Annotated in this window: 16 protein-coding genes and 1 riboswitch; of the genes, 3 read left to right on the forward strand and 13 right to left on the reverse strand. The window is 45.5% G+C overall.

Features of this window, described 5'->3' with window-relative positions; translation table 11 throughout:
• Positions 1–414 precede the first annotated feature (414 nt).
• Together POF51_RS27330 and POF51_RS27335 are read right to left on the reverse strand one after the other, a co-directional pair.
• Positions 415–2,040 (reverse strand): peptide ABC transporter substrate-binding protein, encoded by a 1,626-nt coding sequence (locus tag POF51_RS27330; RefSeq protein WP_017247268.1) that lies wholly within the window; start codon positions 2,038–2,040, stop codon positions 415–417.
• A gap of 242 nt (positions 2,041–2,282) precedes the next feature.
• A complete protein-coding gene (locus POF51_RS27335) occupies positions 2,283–3,092 on the reverse strand; it encodes an AraC family transcriptional regulator (protein ID WP_069852076.1) in 810 nt (269 codons plus the stop codon).
• Between the two features lie 114 nt (positions 3,093–3,206).
• Here POF51_RS27335 and POF51_RS27340 point away from each other — a divergent pair, with 114 nt between their 5' ends.
• Positions 3,207–3,656, forward strand: coding sequence for an SRPBCC family protein (locus POF51_RS27340; protein ID WP_069852074.1), 450 nt, complete (start codon positions 3,207–3,209; stop codon positions 3,654–3,656).
• Between the two features lie 57 nt (positions 3,657–3,713).
• Here the strand turns inward: POF51_RS27340 and POF51_RS27345 are convergent, their stop codons facing one another.
• The 8 genes from POF51_RS27345 to POF51_RS27380 form a co-directional block, all read right to left on the reverse strand.
• Positions 3,714–5,363 carry a peptide ABC transporter substrate-binding protein gene (locus tag POF51_RS27345; protein WP_069852072.1) on the reverse strand — a complete coding sequence of 550 codons (1,650 nt, stop codon included), beginning with the start codon at positions 5,361–5,363 and terminating at the stop codon, positions 3,714–3,716.
• Positions 5,364–5,551: 188 nt separating this feature from the next.
• Positions 5,552–6,391 carry a MetQ/NlpA family ABC transporter substrate-binding protein gene (locus POF51_RS27350; RefSeq protein WP_106834823.1) on the reverse strand — a complete coding sequence of 280 codons (840 nt, stop codon included), beginning with the start codon at positions 6,389–6,391 and terminating at the stop codon, positions 5,552–5,554.
• A gap of 59 nt (positions 6,392–6,450) precedes the next feature.
• Positions 6,451–7,116, reverse strand: a complete 666-nt coding sequence (locus tag POF51_RS27355) for a methionine ABC transporter permease (RefSeq protein WP_007721152.1) — start codon at positions 7,114–7,116, stop codon at positions 6,451–6,453.
• Positions 7,117–8,130 carry a methionine ABC transporter ATP-binding protein gene (locus POF51_RS27360; protein ID WP_069852068.1) on the reverse strand — a complete coding sequence of 338 codons (1,014 nt, stop codon included), beginning with the start codon at positions 8,128–8,130 and terminating at the stop codon, positions 7,117–7,119.
• 107 nt (positions 8,131–8,237) lie between these two features.
• A riboswitch (SAM riboswitch) is annotated at positions 8,238–8,354 on the reverse strand.
• A 106-nt stretch (positions 8,355–8,460) separates the two neighbouring features.
• Complete coding sequence (locus tag POF51_RS27365; protein ID WP_069852066.1) at positions 8,461–9,621, reverse strand: Ger(x)C family spore germination protein; 1,161 nt, start codon at positions 9,619–9,621, stop codon at positions 8,461–8,463.
• A 193-nt stretch (positions 9,622–9,814) separates the two neighbouring features.
• The gene (locus POF51_RS27370) at positions 9,815–10,744 is read right to left on the reverse strand and encodes a GerAB/ArcD/ProY family transporter (RefSeq protein WP_271756495.1); all 930 of its coding nucleotides are present in this window, start codon (positions 10,742–10,744) and stop codon (positions 9,815–9,817) included.
• An 11-nt stretch (positions 10,745–10,755) separates the two neighbouring features.
• Entirely contained in the window at positions 10,756–12,207 is a 1,452-nt protein-coding gene (locus POF51_RS27375; RefSeq protein ID WP_271756496.1) for a spore germination protein, read from the reverse strand.
• A gap of 70 nt (positions 12,208–12,277) precedes the next feature.
• Entirely contained in the window at positions 12,278–13,264 is a 987-nt protein-coding gene (locus tag POF51_RS27380) for an LCP family protein (protein WP_069852058.1), read from the reverse strand.
• Between the two features lie 186 nt (positions 13,265–13,450).
• Here POF51_RS27380 and POF51_RS27385 point away from each other — a divergent pair, with 186 nt between their 5' ends.
• Positions 13,451–14,683: an MFS transporter gene (locus tag POF51_RS27385; RefSeq protein ID WP_271756497.1), complete on the forward strand. Its 1,233-nt coding sequence runs from the start codon at positions 13,451–13,453 to the stop codon at positions 14,681–14,683.
• Between the two features lie 59 nt (positions 14,684–14,742).
• Here the strand turns inward: POF51_RS27385 and POF51_RS27390 are convergent, their stop codons facing one another.
• Positions 14,743–16,449 (reverse strand): DUF4179 domain-containing protein, encoded by a 1,707-nt coding sequence (locus POF51_RS27390; RefSeq protein WP_271756498.1) that lies wholly within the window; start codon positions 16,447–16,449, stop codon positions 14,743–14,745.
• Positions 16,446–17,000 (reverse strand): RNA polymerase sigma factor, encoded by a 555-nt coding sequence (locus tag POF51_RS27395; protein ID WP_069852052.1) that lies wholly within the window; start codon positions 16,998–17,000, stop codon positions 16,446–16,448. Before POF51_RS27395 ends, POF51_RS27390 begins: the two co-directional genes overlap by 4 nt.
• A gap of 309 nt (positions 17,001–17,309) precedes the next feature.
• On the opposite strand from POF51_RS27395, the gene POF51_RS27400 reads away from it, so the two are divergent.
• Positions 17,310–18,560 (forward strand): MFS transporter, encoded by a 1,251-nt coding sequence (locus tag POF51_RS27400; RefSeq protein WP_069852169.1) that lies wholly within the window; start codon positions 17,310–17,312, stop codon positions 18,558–18,560.
• A gap of 89 nt (positions 18,561–18,649) precedes the next feature.
• On the opposite strand, the gene POF51_RS27405 is transcribed toward POF51_RS27400, so the two are convergent.
• Entirely contained in the window at positions 18,650–19,351 is a 702-nt protein-coding gene (locus POF51_RS27405; protein ID WP_069852050.1) for an SDR family oxidoreductase, read from the reverse strand.
• Positions 19,352–19,378 lie beyond the last annotated feature (27 nt).

The following is a 19,378-nucleotide window of genomic DNA, read 5'->3' on the forward strand; positions in this document are numbered from 1 at the left end:
CCCCTTTTCTAAATCTTTTATCAATATACATGGTTTTATATATTTTTTAAATATGTTTTAGAATGATTTAATAAATTTTTATTTATTTATAAAGAAAATTAATGAATTATAAAATATATTGATCGATAAATAAATTTTCCAGAACATCCCTATCTCGAAATTCCTAAGTGAAACCGCATAATATCAAGTTTTTTCAGAGTTGAGGACCCAAACTTCATTTGTTGATATATTTTTTTCATTCACCCAACTTCATCTACATTCAGTAAAATCGAAATAGTGATTTAATTTATAATTTTATAATTTCTAACATCGTTATCCATTCTCTGCTCGATTGTTCTCTCTTATAAATGATTTATAAAAAAAGAAGAGTGCCGTAGCACCCTTCTCTTGTTACAACGTATTATGCGCTTTTTCTTATTGAATGTCTGCCCATTTCCAGTCTACGAAACCGAGACCGTCGAGTACTACACCTTTTACTTTGTCTTTTTTCACATAAGAATGAGTGTAGTAGTAGATTGGCATTGCTGGCATTTCGTCCATGAAAATGGCTTCTGCTTGTGCCAGGATTTGTTTGCGTTTTTCTGGGTCTTTTTCCAAAGCAGACTGGTTCAGCAGCTCTTTGTACTTCGGATTTTCCCATTTCGTGTCGTTGTTTCCGCCATCTTTGTCCTTGAACAGGTCCAAGAATGTGTATGGATCGTTGTAGTCACCAGTCCAGCTGGAACGTGCGATTTGGAATTTACCTTGGTTTACATCTTCCAAGAATACTTTCCATTCTTTGTTCTCCAGCTTAATGTCTACGCCGAGTGCTTTCTTCCATTGGTCTTGGATCGCTTCGGCAATTTTCTTGTGACCTTCAGACGTGTTGAAGGAAAGAGTAAGGGTCGGCATTTTGGTAATGCCTTCTTCCTTCATACCTTCTTCCAGCAATTTTTTCGCTACTTCTGCATCGCCGTCTTTGAAGTACGGGCTTGTTGCCACTGCCATTGTTGGCGGGATCAGACCCATTGCTGGTTCTTGGTTTGCTTGCGTGATGTTGTCGATGATAGATTTACGATCGATTGCATAAGCAAACGCCTTACGGATTTTCGCGTTGTTGAACGGCGGAACTTCCGTATTGAATTTGTACAGGTACGTACCCGCGATCGGGCGTGTTTGCATTTGGCCGGATTCTTTCAATGCAGGAATCGCATCGGTAGGAAGTGAGCTCAAAGGTGCTCCGGACCAATCCAAATCGTCATTGTCGAACATGGACAGCTCTGTATTTGCATCTTCAACCATGGAGAAGTTGAGCTTGTCGAGTTTTACAACGTCTTTATCCCAGTAGGTATCGCTCTTCACGAGAACCAATTTGCTCTTATGTTCCCATTTTTCCATTTTGAATGGACCGTTACCTACGTGTGTAGCTGCTTCGCCCGCCCATTTATCGCTGCTTTCCACTACTTTTTGGTTAACTGGGTAGTACGTATAGAACGCAGTCAGCTCCAAGAAGAATGGTGTTGGGTTTTTCAAAGTCACGACGAGTGTTTTATCGTCTTTTGCTTTTACGCCAACATCTTCAGCTTTTGCTTTACCCTTGTTGTATTCTTCTGCATTTTTCAGGTAATACAATTGGTAGGAGTAGTTAGATGCTGTTTTCGGATTGAGCGCTCGCTTCCAAGCGAATTCGAAATCCTTTGCAGTAACTGGCTCCCCATTGCTCCATTTGCTGTCACGCAGGGTGAATGTATAAGTAAGACCATCTTCGGATACGTCAATTTTTTCTGCTACAGATGGATGTGGTTTGCCATCTTCGCCAATACGAGTGAGACCATCAAATGTTGCACGCAGAACCGCACTGGAAGTAGAATCCTCAGCCAATGCAGGGTCAGCAGTTGGTGGCTCGGACATCATGTTCATTCTCAATTCTTTAGGACCGCTTGTTTGCTCCTTAGAAGCATTGCCTTGCTCGCCTGCTTTCTCACCGCCGCCGCCACAGCCTGCCAGCGCCGCACTCAGAACCAGGATAGAACTCATTGCTGCAAAAACGCTTTTTTTCACGGTGTTGACCCCCTATTTTTCTATCGGTAAAACTTCATTGAAAGCTACTCCACAAATATACTGCATTTTTAGTAATATTGAAGACATTTTAAGTAAAATTAATTATGTTTTATTCAAACATCAAATTCTATTAAAGGAAATAAATTTGGTATTTTCATCATGATGAAGTATGCCTCGTATATAAAAATTTATGCAGGAATGAAACAACCCCTCCGGCCAGAAGGCGAAGGGGTTCACTATGATTAAATTTGGGCTCGTCGATACTCGTTCGGCGCTACACCAACGATTGCTCGAAAATCTCGAATGAAGTGAGAGTGATCGTAGTAGCCAAGAGAGGTAGACAGGTCCAGCCAATCTTGGACTGTTCCCTGGTCAATCTGCTCTGCTGCCTCATGCAGTCTGTATCGTTGGATGACCGACTTCGGACTGACACCTACATAACGATCAAACAAACGCTGCATCGTCCGCATGTTCATTCCGGTCAACTGTACCGCATCCTCGACCTTGAGTACGGATCGATCTGCCTGGATCATCCTGACAATTTCACTGATGCGCGCTACATTCGGGTCAGGCTTCGGCAAATATTCGAATAGAAAGGCTTCTACCCTTTTTATCATTTGCTCATCATCTGGCAGGCTTAGCACTTCTTTCTCAAGCTGCTCGGTTGAAACACCAACACCAAATAAGGCTTCCAGACTCGTAGAAGTACCACTCAACTTTGATACCGGGGCATTCAGAAACGGATAAAAACCTCCTGGCCTGAATTTCACTCCAAACACTTGGCCTTGTCCCGCTAAAAGATGCGAGGAAGTCGTGCGGGCTACACCAAAAATGCCAGTTGCTCCTTTTTCAAACACGAGATTCACATTAGGATGAGCCAGTACGGTTTGCGAGTAAGGAAGTTGTGTACGCAAATCCCACCTGACGACCCAGTAGTGCTGCACGAAGTAGCTCATTTCGGCAGATGGCTCGTATCTGTCCAGCGAAAATTTCTTCTGCCCAATCATGGCATGCAGTACACCCTTTGGGAGCTTGGCAGTCTGATTTTCCAAGGTGCGCCTCCTGTCGTGTTTTTACAATACACACTACCGAATTCTTCTTATAGTAAGAGTAGTAGTTGGGAGACTTGATTACAATTCCTAAATGAAAAATCAGGGGGTAAAACGATGGATCTTCGCTTCGATTTCTACATTGGTGCTACGCCAGAGCAAGTCTGGCATGTCCTTACTTCCGATGAAGGCGTACAGAGTACTTTCTTTGGCTGTACAATTCGTTCGACTTTTCAAGTAGGCGATGAGATGGCTTACGTTGGTCCGGGAAAAGACGGTGACGACACGGTGCATGTATACGGGAAGATCTTACGGCTCGAACCTCATCATATTTTCAGTTTCACTGAACATCCTGGTCCTGCCTATTACGAGAATCATGCGGAATTACAGTCTCGTGTCACCATTACCTTAGAACCGGTTGGCGGCTGCACCAAGCTGACTTTGATTCAGGATCAATGGACAGAAAACCACCCCTCCCACGTAAGTGCCAGCAACAATTGGCCAATGATGCTCTCGTCGATCAAGACGTATGCGGAGACAGGCAAGACACTTGATTTTGGCTACTAATACAAAAGAATCCCGAGACCAACAATTTCGTTGGCCTCGGGATTTTTGTTATTTTCGTTACTCCGTCATTTCTGCCCACTTCAGGTCAATAAATCCGAGTCCGTCCACTTGAACGCCTTTCACCTTGTCGCTTTGTACCCAGACATCGACATCCGTGAACATGGGGATCAAAGGCATAGCATCCATGAAGATTTGCTCAGCCTCTCCAAACAGCTGCTTGCGCTTCTCTGGATCAATTTCTACTGATGCCCGTTTCAGAAGCTCTTGGTAGCGTGTGTCTTCCCAGCCCGTGTCGTTGTTGCCTGTATTACCATCCCGGAACATTTCCAGGTAATTCATTGGATCATTAAAGTCTGCATTCCAGCCGATACGGCCTATTTCGTAATTAAGTTGATGCATATCCTGTATGTGAACAGTGGCCTCCTTCACCATGAGCTTTACTTCAATGCCAAGTTTTTGTTTCCATTGGTCCTGAAGCGCCTCGGCAATTTTCTTATGTCTGTCGCTTGGGTTGTACGTCAAGGTGATCGGAGACAGCGTTGTCACGTTAAGCTCCTTCATACCTTCTTCCAACAGCTTTTTGGCCGTTTCTACATCATTATCTTTGAAGTAGCCTTCTTTTTTGATAATCATGGATTGCGGCAACATCCCCATCGTTGGCACTTGGCCCACTTGTGTGATGTTATCCACGATGGTTTTACGGTCAACCGAGTATGCCAAGGCTTTACGAATTTTCACATTGCTGAGCGGCCCTTTTGTCGTATTCAACTTGTACCAGTACATCGTCGCTTTTGGATGAACAACGAGTTTGCCCGCGTCTCTCAGTGTCGGGATCGCATCGGTGGGAAGTCCACCGAGTGGCTGACCTGCCCAATCCAGCTCACCGTTTTCGAACATGGACAGGGCTGTATTATCGTCCTCGATCATCGCGATCTCGATGCGATCGAGCTTCACTACGTCTTTATCCCAGTAGTGCTCGTTCTTTTCAAGCACGATCTTGCTCTTGTGCTCCCACGCTTTCATCTTAAATGGACCGTTGCTTACGTGCGTCGCCGCTTCGTTTGCCCATTTTGGATTGGCCTCCACTACTTTTTGGTTAACCGGGTAGTACGTGTAGAAAGCCGTCAGCTCCAGGAAGTAAGGCGTTGGATTCTCAAGTGTGACTTCCAGTGTTTTGTCATCGATTGCCTTCGCACCGAGTTCGTCGGGCTTCGCCTGGCCTTTGTGAATCAGCTGCGCATTTTTAATGTAGTACAGCTGATAAGCATACTCAGCCCCAAAAGTCTTGCCGAGTGCACGCTTCCATGCATACACGAAGTCATGGGCAGTGACTGGATCACCATTGCTCCATTTGGAGTCGCGGAGCGTGAACGTATACACCAGTTTGTCATCCGAGATTTTCACATCGGATGCTACTGAATTCACTGGCTTTGCGTTTGCATCAAAGCGAGTCAAGCCATCAAACGTAGCACGAACGATCGCTCCCGCAGTGGCATCCTTCGCAAGACCAGGGTCCGCTGTCGCAGGCTCACTCATAATGTTCGCCCGAAATAATTGCGGCTTTGCATTTGCAGACTTTTCAGCTGGCGCCGCGGTTCCCTCAGCTGGAGGGGTTGTCGTTGATGGCTGCGTACTCGTGGAGCATCCAGCTAACACGCTTCCGGCGACCAGCATCGCGCCAAGAAACAACTTGAGATTTCTCTTCATCTGAAAATTCCCCCTTATCTTTATTTTCACATTTCAAACACAATATACTCGACGGGAATTGGGTTGAAAACGGGGTTAGTATAGATTTAATTAAATTTTATGAAAATTCACTATATTATAAATAAAAGTAAAACCCAACCAGCTTTTCGGCCAGTTGGGTTTCGTTGATCGATCAATTATTTGTTGATTTAGAACGCTGGAATAATCGCGCCTTTGTATTCATCTTCAATGAACTTTTTCACTTCAGGTGAGTTCAGTTCTTTTACCAGCTTTTGCATTGCTTCGGAATCCTTGTTGTCAGGACGAGCTACCAAGAAGTTTGCGTATGGAGAATCTTTATCTTCAATCAACAGAGCGTCTTTGGTTGGAACAAGTTTTGCTTCCAACGCATAGTTGGTGTTGATCAACGCCAGATCTACTTCTTCCAGAACGCGTGGCAGCATTGCTGCTTCTACTTCTTTGAACTTCAGGTTTTTCTTGTTCTCAACAACGTCTTTCACTGTACCGCTGATGCCAGCGCCTTCTTTCAGCTTGATCACGCCGTTTTTCTCCAAGAGTGCGAGTGCGCGACCGCTGTTTGTTGGATCGTTTGGCAGCGCGATAGTTGCGCCATCAGCTAATTCATCCACAGATTTCACTTTTTTGCTGTAAGCGCCGAATGGCTCGATGTGTACAGCCACTACTGGCTCCAGGTTCATGTTTTGTCCTTTATTGAAGTCTTCCAGGTAAGGCTTGTGCTGGAAGAAGTTTGCGTCGAGTTGTTTCTCGTTCACTTGAACGTTAGGTTGTACGTAATCGGTGAACTCTTTGATTTCCAGGTTCACGCCTTGTTCTTTCAGTTTTGGTTGAACGAATTTCAAGATTGCTGCATGTGGAACGGGAGAAGCGCCTACCTTCAATGTTACTTCCTGTTGTCCGCCTTGTGCGCCACCTTCAGCTGGAGCAGGTGCTGTTTCGGTTTTGCCTCCGCAAGCTGCCAAAGAAAATGCCAACACAGTAGAAAGTACAGATACGACTAGCTTTTTCATGAATGATTTCCCCCTTGCATGTATTTGTCTTATTCTTTGATAACTTTTATGGAAAAATCCTACTTACGGCTGAACTTGAGAACCAGACGGTCCCCCAGCGATTGTAAGATCTGTACCATCACCAGCAAAATAACAACAGTCACAATCATGACATCGGTTTGGAAACGTTGATAACCGTATCGGATCGCCAAGTCACCCAGACCACCACCGCCAATTACCCCAGACATTGCAGTGTAGGATACCAGCGTAACCGTTGTAATTGTAATACCCGCGATCAGGCCTGATCTAGACTCTGGCAAAAGGACATTCCAGACGATCTGCCAATTGGAAGCCCCCATGGATTGTGCGGCCTCAATCACGCCTTTATCAATCTCACGTAGAGAGGTTTCCACCAAACGTGCGAAAAACGGAGCGGCACCAAATACGAGTGGCGGAATAGCACCTAGTACGCCGAGTGAGGTTCCTACGATCATTTTCGTCACAGGAATCAGCAAAATCATCAAAATGATAAACGGTACCGAACGCAATACGTTGACAACGAATGATGCGATCGTATAAAAAGTGCGGTTTTGCAGAAGCTGTCCGCGTGAAGTCAAAAATAGAATAATTCCCAGCGGCAAACCAATCAGGACAGTAAACAGAGTGGAAAAACCGAGCATCGTGAGCGTATCCATCGTGCCTACGCCGATTTCAGCCCAATCCACATTTTCGAATGTCCAGTCCATTTATATCACCTCTACTTCCAAGCCACGTTGGCGCAGCGTCTCAATGGTCTTTTGATTCTGTGCGACATCGCCTTCCAGCTCGATCACCAACTGACCATACGGCGTATCCTTCATGCGAGAAATGGTTCCCTGCAAAATGCTGAATACCGTACCGGTCTCTTGCATCGTTTGGAACAGGATCGGCTGGTACGTTTTTTCTCCGAGGAAGGTGACACGAGCAATCGTGCGGTTCCCCGAGGCCTTTTCGTGCGCGACTGCTTCACGCAGCTCTGTAGAATCCGCTACTTGTTCCACGAATTCTTGTGTCGTTGGATGCTTCGGACGAAGGAATACATCCAGTACGTTACCCGATTCGACGATCTTTCCTCCATCAATGACGCCAACACGATCACAAATGGAGCGAATAACGTGCATCTCGTGGGTAATCAACACAATGGTCAAGCCCAGCTTACGGTTGATATCCAAGAGCAGTGCCAAAATGGAGTTCGTCGTCTGCGGATCGAGAGCCGATGTAGCTTCGTCACAGAGTAACACTTTTGGGTCATTCGCGAGCGCACGGGCGATTCCGACACGCTGCTTTTGTCCGCCAGACAGTTGAGACGGATATTTGTCCTTATGTGCCTCCAAGCCAACCAGCTTCAGCAGCTCGTTTACTTTCTTATCAATTTCTGCCTTCGGACGCTTTGCCAGCTTAAGCGGAAAAGCGACATTTTCGCCGACTGTTGAAGAAGACAGCAAGTTGAAGTGCTGAAAAATCATGCCAATTGCGCGGCGCTTTGCTTGCAGCTTCCCTTCATCCAGCTTTGTCAAATCGACGCCGTCCACAATCACTTCCCCTGAAGTTGGACGCTCCAGCAAATTGATGCATCGGATCAACGTACTTTTCCCTGCACCAGAGTGTCCGATGATCCCGTATATTTCTCCTTGCTCTATGGAAAGGTCGATCCCCGTTAACGCTGGGATGGTTTTCCCTTGTACTTGATAGCTTTTATGCAAATGACGCAGTTGGATCAACGCATCCACCTCCCGACCACAATCTTGATAAATATGAAAACATGAAAACCCCTTTTTCATAAACGAAAAAGGGGCTGCAACGCAATGTTATACGTTCGCATCCACCCTTCTCATCTATACAAGATCCAAACAATCTTGTAGGAATTGGCACCGCGACGTTCATCCGAAAATGAACCGGCTGCCGGGCTTCATAGGGCCTGTCCCTCCGCCTCTCTTGATAAGAAAGATATCTACGTATATTATGTTCGTCTTTTCTATTTCATGATGATACAAAACGGATTATATCCTTTTCGGAAATATCACGTCAATAGTAATAGAAGGAAAAGTTTTTTAATCCATGACGCCGTTGCGGATGATTTTTGACTTTACGTGGAAGCGAAACGTTGCATCCTGAAACATCTTTCGCCATTCAGCCTGCGTCATGTTGGCCATTCCTCTTTTCTCTGAACGATAGATCGAGCCGAAGCCAGTTGGGTCAACACCGAGGCTCTTCAGTTTGCTTATCAGTTTATGCAATTCTTTTTCAAGCTCTTTCTCCAGGCCATGTTCCATAATTTTCATCAGCTTGGCATTTTCTAGCTTTAGCGGGATGGTTAACTCCAAAATTCGAGCATGCAACTCGACATGAATATCGAAGATCGGTGGGGATACTTGGCTTAGTTTGATTTTCGAATGGCTGGAAATTGTATCGAAAACGAGCTGCACTTGGTCTTTTTTGCTGTTGTGGTTTTTGGGTGACTCCCCAAAAATAGCAACAGGAACAGAAGTATCATAGCTGCCGATGCGGAACTTTCCGTGGATAAGTTTGAGTAGAAAGGCTTCCTTGGGTGTAACCCATGACACATAACGATCACCTTTGAATAAGGCGATGCCTTTGATTTTCAGTTCATTTCCCTTTCTTTCTATGTACGGCATGACCGGGTCGATCCCTTTTTCATAGTAAGCCCGGAAAAACTCATGCATGGTCGAAGAAGGAATTTTTTCCCCACGGATATTTTGCTCAATCAAACGATACAGGTAGATTCCAATATTCCCTTGTTCTGAATAAGGATACGTCAGCATATCATATGTTTCGCCTGCAAACACACAAAGATAAATCCTGCTAGAAAGGGACGAGTCCCGATACAACGTGTCAATGATGCTGCCAAGTCCCTGCTTTGCAAAGTTTTCACTGTAGAGGGCAACACGAATTTGCCCACCCAATACTCTTTTGTCTGATTGCAAATTCATCTTATCCCGGATTCCTTTGCTGGTTTCCCCTGTGGCTGATAAGATCTGTATCTTATGCCTTGCCTCTGGATTAATGGAAGGCATGACAGACGTCCCGCGAATTTTGCCATCTTTCAACAGATCATAGCCGACAGCCGTTGCAAGTCCTGTCTCATCGAAAATTTGCCGATCCGAGCAGCCTGTTACAATCAAGATGCCCGAACACCACAGCGCCAAAAACCGCTTCAACAAGGGCATCGCGTATTTTCGATCATGTCGCATCAGGTACTTTCCCCTTTGCTCGTCGATTTCGCCGGTTGCGTTCGCTGCTTTAGCAGAACCATGATGTACAAAAAATAGGGGTACAGGAATGCAGCATACATACTCGTTGTCCCATACCAATCATTGATCATATTCATCTCCAGCCTTGTAAACACCGTCAATGAAGTAATATAGATCAGGGGCATAATCCAATTCAACGATGTTCGCAAGTTGAATCCGAAGAGGCGTTTGAGTCCACGTGCAGAGCACCACAAATACAACATAATATTGGGCAAGATGACGATGAGAACAAAGAAATGACAACCAGCTCGAACCTTTCCAGAACGGGGAGGTACACCATCTTGTGCAGATTGAGTGTCGCCCAGATCGTCCGCATAAGCTGACCCTGACTAAAGAAGACCAGGGACACGAGCATGATAAGCAAATAGGCCAGAAACGTCACCAGCACCGCCCACTGGGTACTTTTGTTGACCCTATCTTTATTTTCTACAAAGGGGTAAACCACGTAGATCACCTCAAAGCCAACACTGGTCAAAGACATGGCCAGCATTCCTTTGAAAAGGTTCTCCAAACTGCTGTCCATGATCGGAAACAAATACTCCCAATGCGCGTATTGCAGCGGAAAATAAAGATCACATAAAAGCCAGATCGTTACCGCAATCGAAAAAAACGTATATCCGGCTACTACTCTAATCCCCCCCACAATGGTGTAATACACGAGAAACAAGATGATTCCTGACAAAATCCACGTAGGCAAATTCGGAAACACCCATGTTTGGACCACTTCGATGTAGTTGCGCAGAATAACTCCCGCCGATATAAAAAAATAAGTCAAATAAAGGAGGCTAATGCCTGTTCCAAGCCACCTTCCAAACACATCTTCTTGAATCCCGTACAGATCGGCTGAAGGGTATTTTTGTAAGGTCTTGATAATGATCCAGACCGTTACATGAGTAATCAAGCCAGCAAGTATGACCGAAATCCAGGCATCATGCCCTGCTTCCTTGGCAATGATTCGTTGAAAGCCCAGGACACCCATCCCAATTTGAGTGCCATGCACCAGAACCCCGGCAAGAAATGCTGATATCGTATTGCTCTTCGTTACATTCAAATTGATCTTCATAGCCGCCTCGCTTACTCGTCAATGTCTTTCTTCTCTTTGGCTTTGTCTCTGTCAAAACGCGATATTCGTTTTGGATTAAAAAACTTGAGGCGCTCCGAAAGGGAGGATAAGGGAGCGCGTATAAAGCCATCCTTCCAATCTGAAAATCGGACGGGATATATAGGGTACATATACGGACGCCCCAAGCTAGTCTGACGTAGCAAATGGCTAGCTAGAAAGCTAAAACCGACCACAATGCCTAATGCACCCAGCACACCTGCCAGCAAAATCATCGGAAAACGAACCACCCGGATTGTAGAACCGATCATATAGCTAGGCGCGATAAAGGATGACAAAGCCCCGAGGGCAACAATAATAATCAAGATATTGCTGGTGAATCCAGCCTGAACGATGGCTTGTCCGATAACAATACCGCCCACGATACCAATCGTCTGACCGACCTTGGTCGGCAGCCTCGCTCCCGCTTCCCGCAAAAGCTCAAGGATCAGCTCCATCAAAATGGCCTCCCACAGTGGTGGAAAAGGTACCCGAGAGCGCGATTGCGCGAGCGAAAGCAACAGATCAGCCGGAATCATCTCGTAATGATAGGTCAGAGCTGCCACATAAATCGGTGTCAGCATCAGGGACAAAATCATGGCAAAGATGCGCATGAGCCTGTTAAAGGTAGCAAGACTCCAACGCAAGTAATAGTCATCTGGCGACTGAAAAAATTGCAAGAGGGTGGTTGGCCCGAGCAAAGCGAACGGGCTTCCCTCCACGAGTATGGCAATCTGTCCTTGGCGCAAACCGTGTATGACACGGTCTGGACGCTCTGTTTGCTGAAGAGTAGGAAATAATGATTTCTCATTGTCTGCGATATGCTGAGCCAGTATGGTAGAATCCAGACTGGTGTCCAATTCCAGATCATCAATCCGTTGACGCACCGTATTCACATTTTCCTCATCGGCCGTCCCGCTCAAATACAGTATCGATACATTCATCGGTATGCTTTTTCCCACGCTCAATCGTTCATGGAACAATCTTGGGGTAGACATATATTTGCGAATGATGCAGATGTTAACGTTCAGTTCTTCTACAAAGGCGATCTGTGGGCCTAGTACAACTGTTTCGATTTCGGGCGCTTGAATGCTTCTGCCAACTGTGCCATCACTAGGGAACGACAAGCCGTAGGACGAGTCCTCCACTTGAATGACAATATGACCGCTGAGTAAACGTTCAATGGCTTCCCCTTCATCAAAAACCCGGTTACTGCTAGACGCTCCTAGGTGCCGAGCAATTTCCTCCACTCCGCTTTCTTCCAAACAAATCTCACGTAGCTTCGGGATGAGCTCACTGTAAACAACCTTGGCATCCGCCATGGTCGATAAATAGAAAAGTCGCACGCGGTCTTCAGGCTCATCGATATGTTCAGTGACCAAGTCGCTCGTATGTGTAAACCAATTGCGTGCACTCTCCCGATCCATCGACACTGTCACCTCAGCACGTAGAAAATCATGGTTAGTCTTTCCTAAAATACACAAAAAAACAGCACGCTTAGTTTGGCGTGCTGCTTTTCTTTTCTCCCACAGGTTGATCTGTTGCTTCTGTAGGAGGTGCGATTTTTTCTTGGACAAACGACTGAACCTGATCGACATCCGGAACCAGAACGGAGCCTGCGCGGTGTGATTCACGGAACATCCCCATTGGTGGCAATTGATAATTACCTGGCTCTAACGTATTCAATTTTAATCCGAGTGAAGACAGCTTCAGCATGTCCATTGAGCTAATATTGGTTTGCACATATGGTGTTACTTCCTTCAAAATCGTAGGAAGCTGCATCAGCGTCGTACCATTCTTCATCTGATCGACGACTGCCGTCATTAATTTCCGCTGACGCTCTGTCCGTGTATAATCGGAGGTCGCATCATGACGGAAACGAACATATTGCAAGGCTTTGTCTCCATCCAGCTTTTGCAGACCCTTTTTCAGATTAATATCGTACGCACCTTTGTCTGTCGGGTCATGATAATACATATTTTTTTCTACATCGATCTCGACTCCGCCCACTGCATCAATCAGAGCCTTAAAGCCTTCAAAGTCAGTAATCACGTAACGATCTACTGGAATTCCAGTGAACTGACTAACCGTTTCCATTGCCAGCTCAGGTCCACCCTCTACAATCGCAGAGTTGATCCGCGAGCTACCTCTTCCGGGAATATCTACATACGTATCACGCAGGATTGAAAACATGTCATAACGTTTCCCCGTAGGATCGATGCTGACCAGCATCATGGAGTCAGAACGAGGAAGCCCGTTATTTTTCATTCCTCTGCGGTCTACTCCCATCAGCAGGATATTAACACGTTCCTTGCCATCCCACTCTGGTATTTCTGCTGCTTTGGTGGGATTCCCACCACTAGGCGGTGCGATGTTAGGCTCTTGAATATTTTGAGCAAATTGATAAAAAGAGTATCCGTAGTATCCAGCTGTCGTAGCCATCACGACAAGCAAAAGAAGCAACACTCGTTTCCATATTTTCATAAAGTCCACCTTTATTCTCTATATCCTCAGTTAATGTCATCTCTCCACTTTGTCTAGTATACTCGAATTCGACAAAAGTGGAGCAGCCTTTATTTGGGTACCTGTGACATTATATACATTTTAATTTACAAAGTTTAGAATGTTCGCTATACTATTCTTATCCTTAATGGTAAGGGGTGTATTCGCGTGATATCACCATCAGCTTTCCTCAATCGCTATCCACGTGAGGCCATTTTCTTCCTCATCGCCAGCTTCATTAACTCCTCCGGGAGCGCCTTCATGTGGCCACTTACTACCTTATACGTACATACCATTTTGCAACGCTCGATGACAGAAGCTGGATTCGTCTTGATGATCCAATCTCTGGCCGGAATCTTTGGCCAATTCATCGGCGGATCGTTATTTCATCGACTAGGTGCCAAGCGTCTTATTGTCGGAGCATTGATTATTCAAGGACTTATTCAATTTTCCATTCCTTTCGTTCAGAGCTGGCCTGTCTACCTGATACTCATGATGGGGCTTGGCTTTACGTTCAACCTGTCGTTTCCTGCCATTCAGGCATTTATCGGTTTTCGCTGGAAAGAACAGCGTCGAGAATTGTTTAACATCGTCTATGTCGGAAACAACCTAGGGATGGCAATCGGTACCGCGTTGGCTGGAGTCATTGCCACTTTATCCTTCCAGCTTACTTTTTGGTTCAACAGCACGAGCACCTTATTGTTTGCCCTGTTCTTCTTCCTTTTTATGAAGAATATTTCGCATCAAGAGCTGTTCGGAGAGCAACAGGAAGAACAGCAAAAACACCGCGAGAAAAACAACTTTACCCTGTTATTGCGCTACCAATTGTACTTGTTTATGGCATTAGGCGCAGCACTCATTTTCTTTTCCAATACGGTATGGAACACAGGCGTCGCTCCTTATATTACTGAACAAGGTATGCCTCTTTCTTCGTATAGCTGGCTGTGGACCATCAACGGGATTATCATTTTTGCCGGGCAGCCCATCACATCCTGGATCAAGCGGCTGTTGAATCAGAGCTTGTCTGCCCAACTCGTCGTCAGTGCCATCGCGTATGCTGTCGGTTTTGGGTGTATGCTCGCCTACCACGGTAGTTATTACGCATTTGTTGTCGGAATGGTTATCACTACATTTGGAGAAATGCTCATCTCGCCCACTATTCCTACTTTTATATCGGAAAAGACTGGGGAGAATGCACCGTTTTATTTGGGAGTCGTAGGGGCGATCACAACTGGCGGGAGACTGCTGGGGCCTTTGGCTATGGGGTTCATGTACGACCAAGGTGGAATTAATCCAACCCTGTTCTTGGCAACGCTTGTCTCTGCGGGTTCGGTCCTGCTCTGTCTGTTACATGCTTATTTTCATCGGGAAAACCGAACTGAGATTGAAGCTAAATACTGATTTAAACTGCAAAGAAGCCGCCCGATCCTTTTACAGGACCGAGCGGCTTGTTCATTACACTACTTCTTATCTCCCTTGATTGGCACTTCCCAATCGACTTTGTTCTCTTTTATTACATGATCAAGCACAACTGTTACTTCCTTCACATCTTTTTTATCAAAGAGCACATCTAGCTTCCCTTCGAGTTTTATCGTACCATCTTGGTTTTCTTTTTTGTTAACCCGTAACCATGCTATGCTGGCATCATTCCCGTTCTCGTCCTTCACCGTCCATCGCTCTGGAAGTCCCACTATATCTTTGGCCAGAATGGCTTCCAATGGAATATCGAATAAGGTATTCTCCTCATCCTCTTCCATAATGATCGGTTTAAATGTGATTTGGTTCCCAGCTATATCCACTTTTTTCGGATTTTTCTCCGGTTCAGTAAGAGATAGCTTGGTTTGATATGAGACTTTTTCTCCTGTATAGACAGCATCGAGCTTCATTGTCAAGTTTTTTGCAGGGTCCAACGGCATGTACGTATGGACAAACCTCGTACTTGGCTGCCACTTCTCTGTGAAGTCAGTCGACGCGCCATGGCTCATGCTTATGATATTGAGATCGTGATTCCATTCATCCGAGTCAATCATATCATCCCATTTGCCCACTACAGTACCCTTTTCATCGATAAGCTCGTAACGAAAACCCTCCACTACTTTCTCATTCGGATGGCTGTTTGAGAACTCTAGCTGCGTAGCAGTGGGAACAAAGCGCGCTTCTTTTAGCTCTACTGTTGCCCCTGTTGGAGTTTTTAACTCCTTGTTCAACGCTACTGTTTTCATGGCTGCTTTTGCTGGTCGCATATCAATCGGGATATCGAAATTCCACGTGCCTTTCGTATCTGTGAGGCGCTTCACGCGCATTTCCAAAATCAATTCGTCCGGCATCGGATTCGCTTCATTAAAGTATGCGTTCATTCGTGCTTCGTAAGCGAAGTTTTCACCGTTCGGCAGCGGCAGCCATCTCATCAATTCAGATTTATCATCTAAATTTGTGATTACTTTGCCATTTTTATCTTTCAGTCGAACCTCCCTGAATTCATTCACAGTGTCGCCTGTAATGATCGTGAACTGATCCTTCCAGAACGAAGGAATCTTTTTGCCTGACGAGTCCTTCACCGAGCCCAGAATCATGATTCGCAACGGATCGGCTGCAACCGCATTGATTTCCATTGTCAGACCTTGGTCTGTTACCTTCATGTCGAGCGGCTGTACAAAGCCGTTTTCTGCCGCTTTCTTCACGCCAATGTCTGTCTGTTTTTTATCAAACAGATTGACTGCTTGTTTCGCATTGTATGGCCCTTTTGTTACCGTTACCTCGCTCGGATTGATCGAGGCATAAATTCCATTCATATAGTTCGCAAACGTAGGAGAAACTGCTGTTCCGAAAGTAACCACCATAGCCAACCCTGCAACTGCAATCGTAGTTTTCTTCACAATATCCACACTCCGCTTTTTCCAATTTATTTGAACTGGTTTTTTTTGTATGGGTTTAAGCACGTTCATCGGGTAAGCGGGGAGCTTGTCCATGACATTTTGGATGGTTGCCCCCGTCTGCCATACATCTTCGGCTTCATCATCGGAGTTATCCAGCTCATCCAAATATTGTTCAAACTTGCTCTGACACGAACCGCATGTTTCCAGATGACGCTGTATGTTTTGTTGCATTCGCAAAGAAAGCTTGTCTTCCAGATACGCGTTTAGCATAAATTTATCCAAGCATGTCATAGGTAGAGATCCCCTCCTTTCCCCGAATTTGTAATGGCATTTTTGAGCTTGGCCCTGCCTCTGGAAAGACGTGTTCGCACCGTACTGATGGGAACACCCAGCTCCTCGCTAATTTCTTCGTAGCTCAAAAATTGGAGGTAACGCAGTTCCAGGACGACGCGGTATTTTGATTCCAGGGTCATCATTCGATTTTGTAAAAAGACTTTCTGCTCTTTCGCAAGGTATTCGAGTTCGGGTGTATGACTGGTAGCCAGTTCAATCTCTACTTCTGCAACCGGAATCGATCGTTTCCGATTACGCAGTTCATCAAAGCAATAATTCGTAGCGATCCTGTAGAGCCAGGCACCAAATTCGTAACTTTTGCTGTAGTCACCCAAATGGTAATACACCTTGATAAAGATCTCCTGAGCCATGTCCTGCTCAAGATGCGGCTGCCCGATCATCTTGCGAATGAGCAATCTGACCCTTTTGTTATATTTTTGTATGATCTGAGAATACGCCTCCTTGTTCCCTTGGAGGACCTCCTCAATGATCAGCCTGTCGTCCTGCATCTGTCTTCCTCCCCATATCAAAAACCTGTATCGAGGGCTACAGGTTCAAAAAGGTACGCTGCGCAGCTATCGCCTTTTTGCTTGTACACTTTAGTACGACGGAAAATGGTGGAAAAAGATCGCAACTTTTTTGAAAAACTTATGTAAGTTTAAAAAGTCGAAGAAGACAGTGGAGGTTTGTATTACCTGAGAGTTCTTTGCGGCAGTCGGGTAGCCTAAATAGCAATCCGGAAGAAATCACTGCAGACGTCCTATGCTACTATAGGAATGTCTTTCGAGAACGAGAGAAAGAGAGGGTAAACATAGGTGATGGAAGCGAATGATCATGTAGCGCCAAATCCACATTGGAAAAAGAACATTATTCTCTTTCTAAGCAGTCAGGCGATTTCACTTTTTGGATCATCTTTCGTTCAATATGCGATGATGTGGTATATAACGCTGAATACGCAATCCGGTATCATGATGACGTTATATATCATTTGCGGTTTCATTCCGACTTTTCTTTTATCCCCCGTTGCCGGAGTTTGGGCAGACCGCTACAATCGCAAACTATTGATCATTTATGCGGATGCTATGATCGCCTTTGCAACGCTTATACTCGCAGTCGTCTTTTTAATGGGATACAATGCGACCTGGCTGCTCTTTCTCATGGCTGCTATCCGTGCAGTCGGAGCCGGTATTCAAACCCCTGCTGTTGGAGCTATTTTGCCGCAAATCGTACCAAGCGACCAACTGACCAGAATAAATGGCATAAACGGAAGCTTACAGGCTGTTATTATGTTCGTATCCCCGATGGTGAGTGCTGCCTTACTCACTATGTCTACCATTGAAATGATCTTCTTTATTGATGTCATAACTGCAATGCTTGCTATTGGTACACTGCTCGTCTTTCTCAAGATTCCTTTACACGCAAAAGCTTCCGAAATACAAAAAACGAGCTACTTCAGCGATTTTAAAGAAGGATTAGTCTACATTAAAAACAATGATTTTCTAAAAAAATTCTTTTTATTCTTCGCATTCTTCTTTATCTTGATGGCGCCTGCTGCATTTTTAACCCCACTGCAGGTTACACGTAGCTTCGGCGACGAGGTTTGGCGGTTAACGGCAATCGAAATTGCTTTTTCAGTCGGGATGATGGCTGGTGGCGGAATTATTGCCTCTTGGGGAGGCTTTACAAACAGAGTGCACACCATGACATTCGCGAGCTTTATCATGGGCGCCTGCACATTTGCCCTTGGTATCATTCCGAACTTTTGGATTTATCTAGTCTTCATGGCTCTATTTGGCGTAGCCATGCCCATTTTCAATACCCCGACAATGGTCTTGGTTCAAGAAAAAGTGGATGAAAACTATTTGGGAAGAATATTTGGTGTGTTCGGCATGATTTCCACTTCGATGATGCCAATGGGTATGCTTATTTTTGGACCGATCGCAGATGTTGTTAAAATTGAGTGGCTTTTGGTTGTAACGGGGTTACTCATCTTGATACTGGCTATGTTATTAGGAAAAAATAAGGTTTTAATACAAGCTGGAAAGCCTACATTGAATGAGTCTCCATGAATAAAGTCTCCCATCGACGGGAGATTTTTTCATATTAAAAAAGCTGCCGGGGGATTCTCGGCAGCGTGGTAAAACAATGGCAACGATATTCAGTTGTTTCTCACTGGTGGGCAGGTAAGTGACTTTCCGTTGTCTTGCGGACCAAGGCCGATAATGTACGGTACCGCTACACGGCTCCACTCCGCCGGATTCGGTGCAGTGTCCACCTCTTCTGGCGAGCATGATTGGAGCATGGAGGTATCGATACTGCCTCCTGGATCAAGCGCCACTGCTGCCATTCCCTCAGGTAATTCGGCTGCCAATGATTGCGTCAATCCTTCGATGGCGAACTTCGATGCGCAGTACGGCGATAAAAACGCTTCCCCGTGTCTTCCCCAGTACGAGCTGATATTTACGACGACTCCGCCATTTGCGCGCTGAACCATAAACGGTAAAAAGGCACGAATGACATAGAAAACACCATTTACATTGATGTCCATCACTCTCGAAAACTCACTTGCCGCAAGCCCAATGACAGGGCTATTCCGGTTTATAATGGAGGCATTGTTAATCAACAAATCGGGAACGCCCACCTCGACTTTGATTTCCTCTGCCCACTTTTCCACCTGCTCCATTACCGAAACGTCGACGACAGAAAAATGATGCTGTTCTCCGAATTGCTGACGCAGTCCTTGCACCTCTTTTTCCGAACGACCGCAGCCTGCAACCGTCCAGCCTGCTTCGTGAAAACGCTCGACCATTTCCCTGCCTAAACCACGTGTCACGCCTGTAATCACTACCAGCTTGCTCATTCTCTCTTCCCCTCCATTATTATACTT

Origin of the sequence: Brevibacillus sp. AG, assembly GCF_028369215.1 — a bacterium.
Taxonomy (GTDB): domain Bacteria; phylum Bacillota; class Bacilli; order Brevibacillales; family Brevibacillaceae; genus Brevibacillus; species Brevibacillus porteri.